At 33.9% G+C, this 15,301-nt stretch carries 17 protein-coding genes; 7 read left to right on the plus strand and 10 right to left on the minus strand.

What is annotated here, in order from left to right; translation table 11 throughout:
• The first annotated feature begins 138 nt into the window (after positions 1–138).
• Entirely contained in the window at positions 139–816 is a 678-nt protein-coding gene (locus KO527_RS00310; RefSeq protein ID WP_216038437.1) for a nitroreductase family protein, read from the plus strand.
• Between the two features lie 60 nt (positions 817–876).
• On the opposite strand, the gene KO527_RS00315 is transcribed toward KO527_RS00310, so the two are convergent.
• Both KO527_RS00315 and KO527_RS00320 read right to left on the minus strand, forming a co-directional pair.
• On the minus strand, positions 877–1,728 hold the full coding sequence (locus tag KO527_RS00315; protein WP_216038438.1) for an alpha/beta hydrolase: 852 nt from the start codon (positions 1,726–1,728) through the stop codon (positions 877–879).
• Between the two features lie 2 nt (positions 1,729–1,730).
• Positions 1,731–2,315, minus strand: a complete 585-nt coding sequence (locus KO527_RS00320) for a TetR/AcrR family transcriptional regulator (RefSeq protein ID WP_216038439.1) — start codon at positions 2,313–2,315, stop codon at positions 1,731–1,733.
• 191 nt (positions 2,316–2,506) lie between these two features.
• Here KO527_RS00320 and KO527_RS00325 point away from each other — a divergent pair, with 191 nt between their 5' ends.
• Positions 2,507–2,857, plus strand: coding sequence for a RidA family protein (locus KO527_RS00325; protein ID WP_216038440.1), 351 nt, complete (start codon positions 2,507–2,509; stop codon positions 2,855–2,857).
• 51 nt (positions 2,858–2,908) lie between these two features.
• On the opposite strand, the gene KO527_RS00330 is transcribed toward KO527_RS00325, so the two are convergent.
• Positions 2,909–3,538, minus strand: a complete 630-nt coding sequence (locus KO527_RS00330; protein WP_216038441.1) for an OmpA family protein — start codon at positions 3,536–3,538, stop codon at positions 2,909–2,911.
• Between the two features lie 113 nt (positions 3,539–3,651).
• Positions 3,652–4,431, minus strand: a complete 780-nt coding sequence (locus KO527_RS00335; protein ID WP_216038442.1) for a transporter substrate-binding domain-containing protein — start codon at positions 4,429–4,431, stop codon at positions 3,652–3,654.
• A gap of 192 nt (positions 4,432–4,623) precedes the next feature.
• On the opposite strand from KO527_RS00335, the gene KO527_RS00340 reads away from it, so the two are divergent.
• From KO527_RS00340 to KO527_RS00350, 3 genes are all read left to right on the plus strand, one after another.
• Entirely contained in the window at positions 4,624–5,328 is a 705-nt protein-coding gene (locus KO527_RS00340) for a DUF4397 domain-containing protein (protein ID WP_216038443.1), read from the plus strand.
• 179 nt (positions 5,329–5,507) lie between these two features.
• Positions 5,508–6,635 (plus strand): histidine kinase, encoded by a 1,128-nt coding sequence (locus KO527_RS00345; protein WP_216038444.1) that lies wholly within the window; start codon positions 5,508–5,510, stop codon positions 6,633–6,635.
• Entirely contained in the window at positions 6,628–7,566 is a 939-nt protein-coding gene (locus KO527_RS00350; protein WP_216038445.1) for a histidine kinase, read from the plus strand. Before KO527_RS00345 ends, KO527_RS00350 begins: the two co-directional genes overlap by 8 nt.
• On the opposite strand, the gene KO527_RS00355 is transcribed toward KO527_RS00350, so the two are convergent.
• The 4 genes from KO527_RS00355 to KO527_RS00370 form a co-directional block, all read right to left on the minus strand.
• Entirely contained in the window at positions 7,561–8,751 is a 1,191-nt protein-coding gene (locus tag KO527_RS00355) for a mechanosensitive ion channel domain-containing protein (RefSeq protein ID WP_216038473.1), read from the minus strand. The two genes, KO527_RS00350 and KO527_RS00355, sit on opposite strands and share 6 nt — an antisense overlap.
• Before the next feature lie 22 nt (positions 8,752–8,773).
• Positions 8,774–9,667 carry an acyltransferase gene (locus KO527_RS00360; protein ID WP_354668589.1) on the minus strand — a complete coding sequence of 298 codons (894 nt, stop codon included), beginning with the start codon at positions 9,665–9,667 and terminating at the stop codon, positions 8,774–8,776.
• A 239-nt stretch (positions 9,668–9,906) separates the two neighbouring features.
• Positions 9,907–11,142 carry a M56 family metallopeptidase gene (locus KO527_RS00365; RefSeq protein ID WP_216038446.1) on the minus strand — a complete coding sequence of 412 codons (1,236 nt, stop codon included), beginning with the start codon at positions 11,140–11,142 and terminating at the stop codon, positions 9,907–9,909.
• Positions 11,135–11,509: a BlaI/MecI/CopY family transcriptional regulator gene (locus KO527_RS00370; protein WP_042150158.1), complete on the minus strand. Its 375-nt coding sequence runs from the start codon at positions 11,507–11,509 to the stop codon at positions 11,135–11,137. The genes KO527_RS00365 and KO527_RS00370 overlap by 8 nt, the downstream gene beginning before the upstream one ends.
• A 139-nt stretch (positions 11,510–11,648) precedes the next feature.
• On the opposite strand from KO527_RS00370, the gene KO527_RS00375 reads away from it, so the two are divergent.
• A complete protein-coding gene (locus KO527_RS00375) occupies positions 11,649–12,497 on the plus strand; it encodes an MBL fold metallo-hydrolase (RefSeq protein ID WP_216038447.1) in 849 nt (282 codons plus the stop codon).
• A 137-nt stretch (positions 12,498–12,634) separates the two neighbouring features.
• Positions 12,635–13,570, plus strand: a complete 936-nt coding sequence (locus KO527_RS00380; protein WP_216038448.1) for a prohibitin family protein — start codon at positions 12,635–12,637, stop codon at positions 13,568–13,570.
• 113 nt (positions 13,571–13,683) lie between these two features.
• On the opposite strand, the gene KO527_RS00385 is transcribed toward KO527_RS00380, so the two are convergent.
• Together KO527_RS00385 and KO527_RS00390 are read right to left on the minus strand one after the other, a co-directional pair.
• A complete protein-coding gene (locus KO527_RS00385; RefSeq protein WP_216038449.1) occupies positions 13,684–14,415 on the minus strand; it encodes a DUF1461 domain-containing protein in 732 nt (243 codons plus the stop codon).
• Positions 14,408–15,283, minus strand: a complete 876-nt coding sequence (locus KO527_RS00390) for a DMT family transporter (RefSeq protein WP_216038450.1) — start codon at positions 15,281–15,283, stop codon at positions 14,408–14,410. The genes KO527_RS00385 and KO527_RS00390 overlap by 8 nt, the downstream gene beginning before the upstream one ends.
• Positions 15,284–15,301: the final 18 nt, after the last annotated feature.

Here is a 15,301-nt window from a genome sequence, read left to right on the forward strand (position 1 = left end):
ATTGTAATTTTTAGTACAAAAATTGTTTTTATGGCATTGTACAATGCTTAATCTAAACAATTTAGCCTCATAAATAATTCGCTTGATCTTTAATCATTACACAGCTATAACAATCAAAACAAATAAAAAGAGCTGCATATGCAACAACATAATAATATCCCATTATCAGATTTTATCGAATATCCACATGATGAAATGCTAGAAAAAGCTAAAGAAAACTACGAAAACATTAAACGTCGCCATTCTATACGATCTTTTTCAGATAGACCCGTGCCAAAAGAAATAATAGAAACTTGCCTAAAAGCTGCGGCCACGGCACCTAGCGGTGCTAACCATCAACCTTGGCACTTTGTTGCGATTCATAGTGCTGATATCAAAAAGCAAATTCGTATTGAAGCTGAAAATCTTGAAAGATCATTTTATGAAGGTCGTGCTGGTGAAGAATGGTTAGATGCCCTAAAACCTTTAGGCACAGATGCCAGCAAACCTTATTTAGAATCGGCACCTTGGTTAATTGCTATTTTTAGCCAAAAGAAAGGCGGTATCCATGCTGAAGATAAAAACCAAAATTATTATGTTCATGAATCCGTTGGCATCGCTACTGGGTTTTTAATTCAAGCACTACATCATAGTGGCTTAGTAACATTAACTCATACGCCAAAACCTATGAGTTTTTTAACTAAAATTTGTAACCGAAATCCAGATAACGAAAGAGCCTATATGCTACTGATTGCAGGCTATCCAGCTGATGATGCTACAGTACCCGATCATGCATTAGTGAAAAAAGATTTAAGTGAAGTTGCTAGCTTTATTTAGGATCAAAGTGATACGTTCCAATAGTATCTGCTTATCAGTAATACTATTGGATTCATTATATTAAGCAGCTTTCATTAAGCTCAAAAAAGCTTGCCATGTTTGCTCTGAATTTATCACTCGCCCATGCCCTAAGCCTTGTGTGGCAGTTAAGTTAACATGTTCAAATTGTGATACTTGCTCAGCAGTTAAATCAAAAGGGGCAAATTTATCACCTTCATCATGCACTATTTGAATTTGCTGTTGCGTTTGCGATAAATGCGGTTCGGGTAACAGCGATTTAAATGTTAAATCATGCTCAACTTCAATATCACTTAACAGATTATGAAATAATCGAGATTTTAATCCTGTTGATAAAATACGCTGCTCAAATGATTGATAAAAACCAAATGTCGGCGCAATCAATAGATGCTTGATTGATTTATCTTGGTTTAACGCACTCACAGTGCCCATTGAGTGGCTTACAATGCAGGCTAAGTTACCTTTACCTTCATGATTTAATACCGTCTTTAACCCCTTAATAAACAGAGGTAAGTTAGCAAATTTTCCTCCACTATTGCCATGCGCTAAATGATCAAAAGCAATTGCTTCATAACCAGCCTCAGCGATTTTTTCCATTAAAGTAAAAAACTGTGCGCCGCCGCCCGCCCAGCCATGTGTCAAAATCACCTTTGGACCTTGACCAATACGATAAAGATTTAAGTCTCCATATTGCGTAGCAAGCTTTTGTTGCTCAAAATCAGTTTGTGTCGATTTTAATTTTTTACTTAATATAGGTGTTAATAACAATTTTTGCGTTTGTTGTTTTGCAAATTTAGGTGCTAAAAAATATGCAGCATTAGAAAGTGCTTTAACTAAATAATAACTCAAAGATTTACTTGTTCTCTTATCCGAAAAATAGATTTTATTACTCATATCTAGCTCCTAACGCGTGTTATTAATGATGTTAATGCCAATTTAAAGCGATTATGTGAAGTATCTTCAAAGCCGACCCAAATCATGCTCTGACTGCCTAAATACAAAGAGTAAAGCTCATAAACAAATTGCTTAGCATCTGTATCTGGTTTTAGTTCTTTTTCATCTATTGCAGCTTGTACCGTAGCAATTAAAAAGCTTAGCCATTTAGCTAAATCATCAGCGACTTTGTCATGTACTAAGCCTGGTTGATCATCAAATTCAACTGACGCTGAAATATATATACAAGTCTTAGCTTGCGACTCATACCACCCTAACCAGTTATCACATACTTGAATTAAACGCTCTAATGGTGATGGTATTTCCAATACAGGAATCGTCACAATTTCACGAAATAAATCATGCGCATATTGCAACACAGCCAACTGTAAGTTTTCTTTTGATTTAAAATGTGAGAATAATCCAGATTTAGACATATCAACGGCAACAGCTAAACTGCCAATCGTTAAATCATTTAAGCTAGTAGAAGTAGCCATTTTTAATGCTACTTCCAGTATTTGCTGTCGTGTTTTTTTTGCTTTACTCATAAAAATTTCAACCAATAATAAAAACTCACACCCTAAAAATAGCACGAACGTGCTTTTTATCAAGTGTTTTATTAATGCACTATATCTTAGAATTAAATTTTATTAGCAAGCTGATTTAAAAAGATCGTTTAATACATAAGTTTGTTAATATCTCTCGTTGAATACTTAACCCCTTTAAAATGAGACTAATAATGACGATTGAGCGCCAAGAAACAAAACAACGCATGAGCCGAATTGTAAAACATAACGGTACAATTTATTTGTGTGGCCAAGTATGTGCTGATGCGACACAAGGGATCAAAGAGCAAACTCAAACTATGTTAGATAAAGTAGATTCATTACTTGAACAAGCTGGCAGTGATAGAAACCATATATTATCAGCAACAATTTATATTAAAGATATGGCTGATTTTGCTCAAATGAATGAAGTATGGGATAACTGGGTAAATGAAGGTTATGCGCCGGCACGTGCATGTGTTCAAGCAAGTATGGCACGTGATGTATTACTAGTAGAAATCTCAGTAGTAGCAGCTGAAATTTAAGCTAGAAGCTAGAAGCTAGAAGAAAACCTAATCTCCTAGCTTCAAGCAGTTTTATGCTTCATTAGGCACAATTTGAATCTCAACACGGCGGTTTAACGCTTTATTTTGCGCTGTATTATTAGCCGCTACTGGCTGTGTTTCACCATAACCTGTCGTATTTAAACGCGCTGCTAAAATGTTTTGATTCATTAGGTATGATTTAACGCTTGTAGCACGTTGCTCTGAAAGTTTTTGATTAAAATCAGCCGCACCTGAACTATCTGTATGCCCTTCGATGCTTAATAATGTTTTATCAAACTTAACAAGTACTTTAGCTACATCGTTTAAAGTCGTGTGAAAACCAGATGTGATATATGACTGACCTGTTGCAAATGTAATATTCGAAGGCATGATCAAACGTAAATTATCGCCTTCACGCACTACATCAATACCAGAACCTGATAACTCATCACGAAAAGCCTGTTCTTGCTTATCCATATAATCGCCAATCGCAGCACCTGCAATAGCACCAATTGCTGCACCAAATACAGCGCGTTTATTTTTATGATTACTAGTTGCTTTACCTAAAACAGCACCTGAAATAGCACCAATCGCAGCGCCTTTCTCAGCGTTGGTAGATGCACAGCCAGTTAATACAAGTGAAGCCACAACGACCGGTACAAGTGTTTTTTTCAATAACATGATTCATTCCCTAAAGGATTTTTATAAAGCGATAACGCAATAATAAATAAAATTAACTGAACACAAGATGAAGCGATTACATTAAATCACAAACCTGTAACCAGAAACTTAAACTATTCATTAATTGGAGGTAAATTATAAGGTTTTACAAGCTCGGTTAACATGCCATTTTTTTGAAAATCACGCATTTTTTGTTTTATTTTATTTAAAATCTCTAAATTATGATATTTACGTGAGAAAGCTGCATAACCCAAAATAGTATCTGTATATCTATAATTTAATTTCTGCAATTTATGACGATCTTGATTTAAGTATTTTAAGGAATAGTCAGCGGTTTCTTCCACTGCAATAACAATGTCAACACGGTCTTTGAGTAACATATCCATAGCAACTTTCTCAGAAGAAACTAAAACTTTATCGAGTGTTAAATCATTATCAAATCGTTCAAAATGTGCTGCTTTTCTTGTAACAGCAATACGTTTATTTGAGAGTTGCTCATAAGTATTAACTTCAATATTATTATCTTTCAAAGCATAAAATACAAAGGACGAATTTAATACCATGTAAGCTGGTTCGATAAAGTCTAAATAGTCATTTCTTTGCGGGTTTTTAATTAAGCCACCCAACATATCTATTTTGCCTTCTTTAGCCATTTTCAAGCAACGAGGAAACGGACAAGATACAACTTGTAATTCAAAACCAACATCAACTTCAATGCGCTGCATTATATCCAATATAATCCCAGAGCCTTGTTGATTAGTATCGACAAAAGTATACGGGGGTGCATGATTAATACCTAAAACGATTTGCGGATGATGTGCTATAGCAACTGGCATATCAAACATCAGTAAAAGTACTAAAAATATCATTTTATAAGATATGAATTTTTTCAAAAGTTACACCTAAAATAAGTGCAAAAATCCTTGCTTTGCAAAAGTAGAAAACATCGCCATTTTAATGTATTTCTCTATGTTTGTCGCTTTGATTACACTATTTACCTGTGTTGGTAACATTTGGCTACAGTTTCCCGCATCTATGAAAATGTATAATAAAAAAACACCTCCTTTTGAATTTAGTTTATTTATATGAAAGCATCAATAATTGCATTACTGACAACCAGCTTCATTTTAACAGGTTGTACGAGTGACGAGACGTATGAAAGCGACGTTACAGCTATTAACTTAGTTAATAACGAATTAAACATTATATGGTTTGATAAAAATAATGATGAAGAAATGTCTCTATCTCCTGATTCAGCGCTCGAGTACGGACAAGCAACTATTGAACAAACCTTATATCAAGATGAATCATATTCTAGCTATTCATTTAAAGCGACTGACGGTAATACTTTAGAAGATGTAATCGAAAAAACATCTTTTAGTTTATCTCATGATGAAGAATATGTTGTTTTTGCTTACCTTGATCAAAATGAAGACTCACAACTTGAGCCGACATTAGGTGCTGTTTTTGTAAAAGACGAAGACATTGCAGATAACCAATACCGTGTAATTATTATGCATACTTTCTCATCAAACACCGGTTTAATAGATGTGTATATCGGAGATAAATTAGTCGCTGAAGATTTAGAATACGGTGATGGTAGTGAGTACATCAATTTAAATATTGACAATACTCAACTTAAAATTACTAAAGCAGATTCAATTGCGCCAATTCTTGAATATACAATTGAACCTGTTGAAGATGAATTCCATACTATTTTCATCGCACCAGAAACAACTGATAACTACAATGCAGCCGCATTTGTTGTTGTAGATAAAGACGAAGATTAATTAATCTAAAATCTAAAAACTTCATTTATTCGTAGTGTTCGAATAAATGAAGTTCTCTCAAAAATACTATAACTTCCAAATATTATAAAATAGAAATTATCTATTTAAAGCGCTATAAAATTGCCATTTTGAATAAAAACAATTAAGGTCACGTTTCGAGAATAAAACCGGAACGCATTGTGCCAAAAATATTTCGTCAGTATAAAAGCTTAATCATCTTTCAAAGCTTGCAAATTCTATTACTGGCATGCATCTATCTTGAAATCCAGTTTACTCCGTTTGAATTTGATAAAAGTACAATTAGTACTTTTTTACATAACTGTGCGCTTTTAGTTTTGCTCCCTTTAGTATTTATTTATTCTCCTATTAAATATATTCAATTTAAAAAATACACCACTAAAACGATATACCTCAGCGCTATTTTTTTCTCTTTTATCACAGGCTTTGCCAGTGCAACTTATACTCACACAGCCTCAGTCCCTGGTACATTTTTATTGCAAATAAAAACTGAAACAAACACAGATAGTGATAATAAAAACTCAGTTCATATCGGCTTCCAGTCCCCTTCACCTAATTCAGGATATGAAAATAAAACAGGCATTGGCATATTTTTAGCTGAAGCCTTTGTACATAGCTTATTTTATTGCTTATGGGCATTATCATTTTTACAATTTGTTGCTTATTTACATAAAAAAAGATTATTCAAAGAGTTAAAAAAACAACAACTGGATATTCTGACTTACCAGCTTAATCCTCATTTTTTATTTAACGCATTAAATAGCATTAGGGGCATGTTGTTTGAGGATAAAACTGAAGCAAAAAAACTACTACAACAATTTAGAGCTTTGTTTCATCATCATTTTGAAAACAAACAACACCAATTAGAGTTACAACAAGAAATAGAATTATGTAAACATTATCTGAAGTTAGAAAAAGTACGATTTGAAGAAAGATTAGAATTGCAGTGGCTTGTAGATCAAAAAGCACTCAACGCAAAAATACCAACGATGAGTTTATTTACCTTTATAGAAAATGCAATTAAACATGGTATCGCACCTATTATGCATGGCGGCTGTATTACTATTCGTGCCAGAATCTATCGTGGCAAACTCACTTTAGAAGTTATTAACCCTATCAAACCTGACTTTACTGCTGATGGTACTAAAACAGGACTCACCAATTTACAAAAAAGGTTAGATTTAATTTTTGATAAAAACTATAAACTTAAGTTTGGCTTAACAACTGATAATAATTATCATGTTAGCTTAGTACTTCCATATAACTTTGATAAAAATAAACATGCGTAGACTTACCGATTACTGGCTAGCCCAGGTACTAATATTTATTCTATTAACGACTTTACCCTTAATCGCATTAAGCGTTGTTGAAGCAAAAAAAGTACTTGTATATACACATGACTGGCTCATTTTTGTCATTATGAATTTAATGGTATTGCACTATGTCGCACGAAAAATAATTGCAAAAAATAAAGCGGCCTCAACTTTAAAAAAGCTATTTAGTATTTTGATTGCCATTGTATTAACTAATTTAGTTTTGCTTTTTCCGTTGAATTTACTCACCATCCTCTGGGACTCAGAATCAACAAATAGAGATAAACTCTATTACGGCCTCATTGCCATCAGCATAAATATTCATATTATTTGGTGTATCGGCTATCAAATGGCTTTATCAGCCAGAGAGAAAAGCAAGCTTGAGCAAGATAATCAAAAATTAAATTTAAAAATTTTAGCACAACAAATACAACCAGAGTTTCTTTATCAGAGTCTAGATAATATTGAAGAATTAATTGAACAAGATGAAGAATTGGCATCAAATGCCATTACAGACTTAGCTGAGCTATTACGTTATAAACTTAAGGCGAGTAAACTTGATAATGTGCTTATTGGTGAAGAACTTCAAGCCGTTAAGCACATGCAGTGCTTGGCTAATTCTGGCGAAATTAATATTATAGATTTACCTCACATCTTAGCGCAAAATGTAACTATACCACCCCTTTGTGTTTATAATTTATTGACATTATTAAATCAAAAAATAGCATCCCCTTTATCTATTTCTTTTCAAATAGAGCAAGGAAAGTGGTATTTGATAGTTTCAGGTGTACTCACCTCACCTAGATTGATCCGCAGAAAAATACTTAAGCAATACGAGATGTTTTTTAGACAAGATGCTGAATTAACTTACATTAACCAGCAACTCATTTTATCTGTAAAATTATAGTTTTAATTCGCCGCTAATGCTTTGGTAAGGTTTTAATTTAAAAATTAATAACATCGCTAAAAAGTGGTCAATAATATCGGCTTGAAGGTGCTCATAAGGGATCCAGCGCTTATCTTGGCTGAAACAATAAAACTCTATTGGCAAACCGTGCTCTGTTGGCTGTAGTTCACGTACCATTAAAGTTAAATTTTGATTCAAACTGGTATGTTGCTTTAAATAAAACTCTGCATATTGACGAAATAAACCAATATTCGTTTGTCCCACTAAAGGCTTTACATTTTTAAGTAAAAACCCTTGCAGGTTTTCATTATTGATTAATTCATTTTGCATTGATTCTGTAACGATTGATATTGATAACATATCAATATTCATGGAGCGTTTGATTCTGCGGCCGCCAGACTCAGACATGCCACGCCAGTTTTTAAATGAATCAGAGATAAGTGCATAGGTAGGTATTGTCGTTATTGTTTTATCCCAGTTGCGTACTTTTACAGTATTTAACCCTAACTCTTCAACTTCACCATCAGCACCAAAACTTTTTACTTCAATCCAATCACCATAAGTTACTAAGCGATTAGCTGCTATTTGAATGCTAGCAACAAATCCAAGAATTGTATCTTTAAATACCAGTAAAATAACGGCAGCTAACGCACCAAAACCCGATAAAATGTAAGCGGGTGTTTTACCTATCATGATACTAAAAACCAAAATAGCAGCTACAATAAAGGTGACTAATTTAATGACTTGGATTAAGCCTTGAATAGGTACATCTTTAGAAAAAGAGAGTTGGTTATATATCGCCCCAGCAATACTCACAACAGAGCTAAATATTAAGCCTGCATAAATGACTAAGAGAATTTGCCCGCCTGATTTAAATATAGATGTAAGTAACTCTGTAGAAGGGTAAATAAAATGAAAGGTTGTTAAGAATAAAATTGTACAAAACAAAACCGAGAGTCTTCGATCAAGTTTATGGATTAAATGACTTAAAGGACCTATTGTTTTTGGCGAGAAGTATAAAGCGATTTTCTGCAAGGTCGGTAATAATAAGCGACTTGCAAATAAGTACACTACAACTAGTAAACTAATACCTAATAATACTGCGATAATCGCAGATATTAAACCAGCCTCAGGCATGTTAGCTAACCAAGGTAAAACCAGTGTTTGTAGCGGGCTCATTTGAATTCCTTTTAGTGAAACTTAAAGTTTAAGCAACCTCATTTTCAGATAGCTTTTTCATGTTTTGCTCTTTATCTTGCCACATTTTATTTAGCTCAGACTGAAACTGCACTCTAAAGTCAGTATCATTACTATAGTCCCCGATTAATGCATCGCTAATAGGCATTACTTCAACATGTACTTGAATACGCTTTACTTTACCGCTAGCAAAATCAACGAAATTAGGTATGCCATCAGGGTAATGTATGGTGATATTAACTATTTTAGAGAGTTGATCGCCCATAGCTTGTAAAACAAAAGCAATGCCACCCGCTTTTGGTTTTAACAATTGCTGAAAAGGACTTTTCTGCCTTTTATGCTTATTTTCAGTAAAGCGTGTTCCTTCAACAAAATTCACAATACTTACAGGTACTTCTTTGAATTTTTCACATGCTTTTCGAGTTGTTTCTATATCTTTTCCACGTAGTGACGGGTTCTTTTTTAATTGTGCTTTGCTGGTACGTGACATAAATGGAAAGTCTAATGCCCACCATGCTAACCCTAAAAATGGCACATAAATAAGTTCTTTTTTCAAAAAGAAATTTAAAAATGGAATACGATTATGTAATAAACGTTGCATCACTAAAATATCAACCCAGCTTTGGTGATTTGCAATTACCAAATACCAATCTTTCGGTTGCAAATCATCTAAACCTGTCACTTCTAATTTAAATGGTGTCATTATATTTTGAATGAGTGAGTTACAAGCAACCCAGCGACTCGCTAAAAATTTAGCAATCCAACTTATAAACTGCTGCCACGGCTTAATTGGGATTAATTTTAAAAATCCACAAATAATAATAGGCAATACCCAAAAAAAGGTATTTATCGCATAAAACCCTATAGAAACGAACTGTCTAACTTTTGATAACACTGAACCCACTACAACTTCCTTAACTACGCTAATATCACAACGGCTACAGCAATATGATAACGCTTTTTAATCTTCAAAATAAGGGGGATACCTGTTAAGTCTCTTTAATATGGTTTTTTGCTTATAAATAGGGGCTTTGGAGGAGTGAAAATGAAAATATGATTTATAAAAAGCAACTTGTATATACAAATTACTCAATTGATTAAATTTGTATATACAAGCTTAAGTTATCTCTCATTAAAAGTGAATTAGTGAGTCACTTTAATACGTTCCAATAAATCAGGCGCTTTTTCACTATCTTTACTCATCGCATAATCTAATTGTACTAATAAACGCTTAGCACCATGCTCTGTTTTAGCAAATTTCCACTGCCTCAAAGCAACTTTTGAAACTTTATCAAATACTTTTTTAGGCTGTGCAGTAACTACGCTTACGTTTTCAACCAAACCAGCAGGTGTAATATCATAAACTAACACTACAGCCCCTTCTGTGCCTTCTTCGGCAGCTAGAACAGGATATTTTGGTTCGATACGCATAATTGGAGAAACCTGTTCTTGTTTCATGCCATGAGCTTCATCTTGATGTGCTACTGCTATACCGCTCAACAAGCTTGTAGTCAGTGCAATTGCAGCTAATTGCGCTAAAGGTTTTGTAGATTTCTTTTGTTTCAGATTATTAATTCTTTGCAACATAGTACTCTTCTCTCCATAGTGTGTATAAGCACAAAGTTTCGTGCTTGTTTGCTCAGCGCATATTAATAAGGCTTTACCATATTCAATGCTCTGTGACTTTGTTTTACTTTTTAATACAGCTGAATCGCATGAGATCTCTTGCACGCGACGATAACTAAAATAGCCAAACCAAATCAGAGGATTAAACCAAAATAAACTTAGAACAATAATCGCTAGGCTATTACATAAGTTGTCTTTACGTTTATAGTGATAAATTTCGTGCTCTAAAATCATTTTTAGCTGTTCTTGACTATATAACTTTTGATAATGAGTCGGTAAAACTAATTTAGGCGAATAAACCCCTAATAATAAAGGGCTTGATACAATATCTGAGTGATACAGCCTTAATCTATCAGGTAACTGTAGTGGTAAATTTTGTGCTGCTGTCAGAGTTAAAGATGATGCTATCTGCTGTTGCTGCTTTGAAAAAAATCCAATAAACAAAATAAAAAACGCACCTACCCCCCAAACTAAAGGTAGATAATTCAACTCCGTTTGAGAAAACTCAGGTGATTGAATCCCCACTAAATAACGGGTAATCTCATTATTTTCAATTGCCACAAACCCTAAAGGCAAATTATTCAAAATTATTCCCACTGGTAATATCAACCAAAGGCTATAACTTAATTTAGCGCCTAAACTAGGTAATGACTTTTTCTCAAAAAACACTAATGCGATCATAATTAAACAGATATAAAGTTGCTGCTCAATTAACCAAGTTAGCAATTGAGAATCAGCTAACATGTTAATCATTGTCTTGTTCCCATTGATCAATCAATTGCTTTAACTCTGATATATCTTGCTTTGATAGTTCATCAGATTTTGCAAAACCAGCAACTAAAGGGGCGATTTTCCCACTGAACATACGCTCAAGTAAGCTTTTACTTTCTTTTAATGTATAAGAGTCTCGCTCTAATAAAGGCGTATAAATATAAGTCCTTTGTTGTTTTTCGAATCCTATAGCGCCTTTTTTTACCATACGATTAAGTAAGGTTTTTACTGTTTTTTCATGCCATTCTTTATTTTCATTTAGCTTAGCAATGATCTCATTTGCTGAAGCAGGATGCTGCTGCCATAACACCTCTAGTACTTCAAATTCTGTTTTACTGATTTCTGTTATTGTCGACATAACGATTACCCTTGTAATTTATAAAGAATAGATTACACCTGTAATTATATAATACAAGCTTTTTTTGATGTTTATTTACCCAGACTAAAAATTAACTTATGCTGAAATTAAATAATAAAAGGGAACTATTATGCTCAAACATGTAATTTGTCTTAGCACTGCACTACTTTTAAGTACTTCATTTAGTTATGCAAACGTAGTTAAAGTACAAAAACTCAATCAGAATATTTATGTATTATTTGGCCAAGGAGGCAATATAGCGGCCAGTATTGGTGAAGATGGTATTTATATTGTTGATGATCAATTTGCTAAATTATCAGACGACATAAAAAACAAACTTAAGGATATAAAACCTGATGTACCAGAGTTTGTTATTAATACCCATCACCATGGAGACCATACTGGTGGTAATGAGAATTTTGCTAAATCAGGAGGGCATATCATCTCTCATGATAATGTACGTGAGCGACTCAAAGATAAACATGGTGAAGCATCCCACTATTTACCAGTGCTTACTTTTTCAAAAGACATCAACCTATATTTTAATGATGAGCATGCAAAACTTATCCATTATAAAAATGCCCATACCGATGGTGATGCCATTGTATTTTTTGATAACGCTAACATAGTGCATATGGGGGATATATATTTTAATTTAAACAGTCTGCCATTTATTGATGTGAATAGCGGAGGTAGTGTTAATGGTGTGATTGATGCAGTTACTGATGTATTAAAAAAAATAGATAACAATACTCAAGTGATCCCTGGCCACGGTCCTATTAGCAATAAACAAGAACTCAACAACTACTTACACTTAGTCAAAAAGGCTAAAGAATTAGTTTTAGAGGCAATGAAAACAAATAAAACTGAACAAGCGATTATTGATGCACAACCTTTAAGCCCATTGAAATTAACTTACTCAAACTGGTTGCCACAAGAACGGGTTACAAAACTCTTTTACCAAAGTTTAAATAAGTGAATTCACTGCCATAAATCTCCTTCATAACCCTTTTACGAGGTAAAAATGACCAAAAATCATTTTTACTCTCGTTTGTCCCCTTAATTTGTTACTTTATGTTTTATCAGAAACATTTTAAAAATATATAAGGGAATAATATGCAAAAAAATCAAAATGAATTGCCAGATCTGTCAGCTATTGTTAGCAAAAAGAAAGGTTCTGCTATCGGTGTAATACTGGCTATTGCTGGCATAGCGACAGCATACCAAGCCATGTATACAGTTGATGAAGGTCACGTTGGCATAATCAAACGTTTTGGTGAAGCAACAGAGCAAGTAAACCCTGGGTTACATACTAAAATCCCATTTGTGGATACCATAGAAGTATTAGAAATTCGTACTCGTAAGAATGTTGAAAAACTAAATGCTTCGACCCATGAGCAAATGCCCGTTGTGGCAGAAGTGTCGATTAACTGGACTGTTAAGCGCGATCAAGCTTTTGAGTTATTTAAAGCTTATGGTGGTTTATCTCAGTTTGAGAGTCGTATATTAGACCCCAAACTCAGATCTGCTGCAAAAGATGCGTTAGCACGATATAAAGCAGAAGAGCTAATACAAAACCGCTCTCAAGTAATTGCGCAAATTGAAGAGTTACTTGTTGATGGCATGAAGGAGTACCCTGTTAAATTAGATTCAGCGCAATTAGAGAATCTCATTTTACCGGCCAAATATATTCAAAGCATTGAAACAAAACAAACTGAGAAAAATTTAGCTGCTGCAGAACAACATAAGCTCGATCGTCAAAAATTAGAAGCGCAACGAGAAGTAAATACTGCTATGGCGCAACGTGATGCTGCAAAAGCTCAAGCTGATGGTCGTGCTTATGCCATTAAAAAAGAGGCAGAAGCTGAAGCCGAGGCAATATCACTAAAAGGTTTAGCGGAAGCAGAAGCGATTAAAGCAAAAGCAGCTTCTTTGAGTAAATCAAAAACATTAGTTGAGTATGTAAAAGCCCAACAATGGAATGGTCAAATGCCAACAACAATAATGGGATCTGACCAAAACGTTTTATGGAGTATTGATAGTAAAAAGTAACCCCTAAATGTAGCTTAACTTTACTTTAAAGCGTAGGCGCGACTTCAGTCGCGCTTGTTTTAACTTATTGTTTTTGCATTCAAAAACAACACAACTAATTCCACTCTATTTTCTTATTTATTTTCAACACGCTTTACAATACCAGTGAAAAGAACAAACACACAAAAAGCCAAGACCACAAGCACAATGCTAATTGGTGCAAATAAAATAGGAGCTTTCATCATCGTGGTCATTAGGGAGTCTTGATAGTAAAAAAACCATTGGTTTTCAGCAGGAAAAATCACTGTATGTAACCAATAAAATACTTTTTGAGGGCCTATAACTAAAACCACCAGCAAGCTGTAGCCTATAAATAATAAAATAGATTTTATTTGAGATTTAAAACTTGGAAGAGGTTTATTTTTATATATAAAGCCAAATGAAAGCGTGCACCAAACCACAAAAAAACCTAATGCCATTTTCATTAATATACTCAATAAATATGCCACATCTTGCAAGTGAGTCACTTCTGCCTGATGTAAAAATGTCGATGTGACTTTGAAATTTTCAGTATTTTTATACGTATAACTAATTTTGTCTAAACCCACCCCATCATTGTGAATAGCAGTGACAATATCTGAAAATAGCGATATATGAGTATCTTTTGAAGTTAGTTCAAAACCTTTTTTATAATAATTTTGCGGACCAAATTCTAAAATAGTTTCATCAATAGATAACAAATCATAAAAAGTAGGGTATAAAAAATCCACCTTAAACATCACTATCCAAGAGATAAAAAATGCGATGACTAAACCACTAAAGCTATATAGAGAAGAAACAAATCCTTGCGATATTTTATTAATCATACATTACCAATATAGCTGCTACAGCAATTAATAATAAACCTAACATATCTTGTTTTTTAGGTTTTTGTTTAAGCCAATAAATGGATATTAAAATAGTAAAAAACACTTCTACCTGCCCTAATGTTTTTACATAAGGCACATACTGTAAACTCATAGCACTAAACCAACCAATCGAGCCTATACAACTGCAAAAACTCACAGCCGAGGTCGTTTTTTTATGCTGCCAAAGTTTATTTAAGGTGTCTTTTTGAGTGATTGAAATAAATAACAATAATAAAATAGTTTGTAAGCTAATAACAATTAGCAGCACCCAAGCGGCACTATGTGGAAATGGCAAGCCTATATTATGACTTGCTTCTCTAATCCATAAAGATGTCAGTGCAAACGCACTGCCAGAGCCTAAACCAAGCATAATCGTTTTAAGGTTGGGTTTTTGTTTAAAGGATAAACCACTTAATAAAAATACAGCAACCGCACCTGTTGCCACACCAAACCAGCCTAAAGCGGATAACTGACTACCAAAAAACATACTACCAAGAATAGCAGCGACAATAGCTTCACTTTTTGCAAGTCCAGCACCTACAGCGTAGTTATTGAGTTTAAATAGTTTCACCATCAAAGCAGTCGCAATGATTTGTGCTAAAGATGCGCCTACAATGAATAAAATAAAGGTCGCATTTAATTTTGGTAGCTCAGTTTGCTGCCACTGATATAAAAGAAATAAATAAAGTGCAGCAATAGGCCCTGCGATTATAAACCTTGCCAATGTTACGCCTGATACACTGACCGACTGACTTAACTTACTTTGTAATGCATTACGCCATGCCTGCATAAATGCAGCTAAAAATGTAAATAAAATCCAACCCAAATCGATCTCCTTAAAAAT

Source organism: Pseudoalteromonas sp. C2R02 (assembly GCF_018860845.1).
GTDB lineage: Bacteria > Pseudomonadota > Gammaproteobacteria > Enterobacterales > Alteromonadaceae > Pseudoalteromonas.

What these genes read in the sequence shown, in the direction of transcription:
- KO527_RS00350 (WP_216038445.1), top strand. Translation starts at nt 6,628, where the DNA reads ATGCGTAGACTTACCGATTACTGGCTAGCCCAGGTACTAATATTTATT.
- KO527_RS00365 (WP_216038446.1), bottom strand. Translation starts at nt 11,142, where the DNA reads ATGATTAACATGTTAGCTGATTCTCAATTGCTAACTTGGTTAATTGAG.
- KO527_RS00320 (WP_216038439.1), bottom strand. Translation starts at nt 2,315, where the DNA reads ATGAGTAAAGCAAAAAAAACACGACAGCAAATACTGGAAGTAGCATTA.
- KO527_RS00340 (WP_216038443.1), top strand. Translation starts at nt 4,624, where the DNA reads ATGAAAGCATCAATAATTGCATTACTGACAACCAGCTTCATTTTAACA.
- KO527_RS00325 (WP_216038440.1), top strand. Translation starts at nt 2,507, where the DNA reads ATGACGATTGAGCGCCAAGAAACAAAACAACGCATGAGCCGAATTGTA.
- KO527_RS00380 (WP_216038448.1), top strand. Translation starts at nt 12,635, where the DNA reads ATGCAAAAAAATCAAAATGAATTGCCAGATCTGTCAGCTATTGTTAGC.
- KO527_RS00310 (WP_216038437.1), top strand. Translation starts at nt 139, where the DNA reads ATGCAACAACATAATAATATCCCATTATCAGATTTTATCGAATATCCA.
- KO527_RS00315 (WP_216038438.1), bottom strand. Translation starts at nt 1,728, where the DNA reads ATGAGTAATAAAATCTATTTTTCGGATAAGAGAACAAGTAAATCTTTG.
- KO527_RS00330 (WP_216038441.1), bottom strand. Translation starts at nt 3,538, where the DNA reads ATGTTATTGAAAAAAACACTTGTACCGGTCGTTGTGGCTTCACTTGTA.
- KO527_RS00385 (WP_216038449.1), bottom strand. Translation starts at nt 14,415, where the DNA reads ATGATTAATAAAATATCGCAAGGATTTGTTTCTTCTCTATATAGCTTT.
- KO527_RS00375 (WP_216038447.1), top strand. Translation starts at nt 11,649, where the DNA reads ATGCTCAAACATGTAATTTGTCTTAGCACTGCACTACTTTTAAGTACT.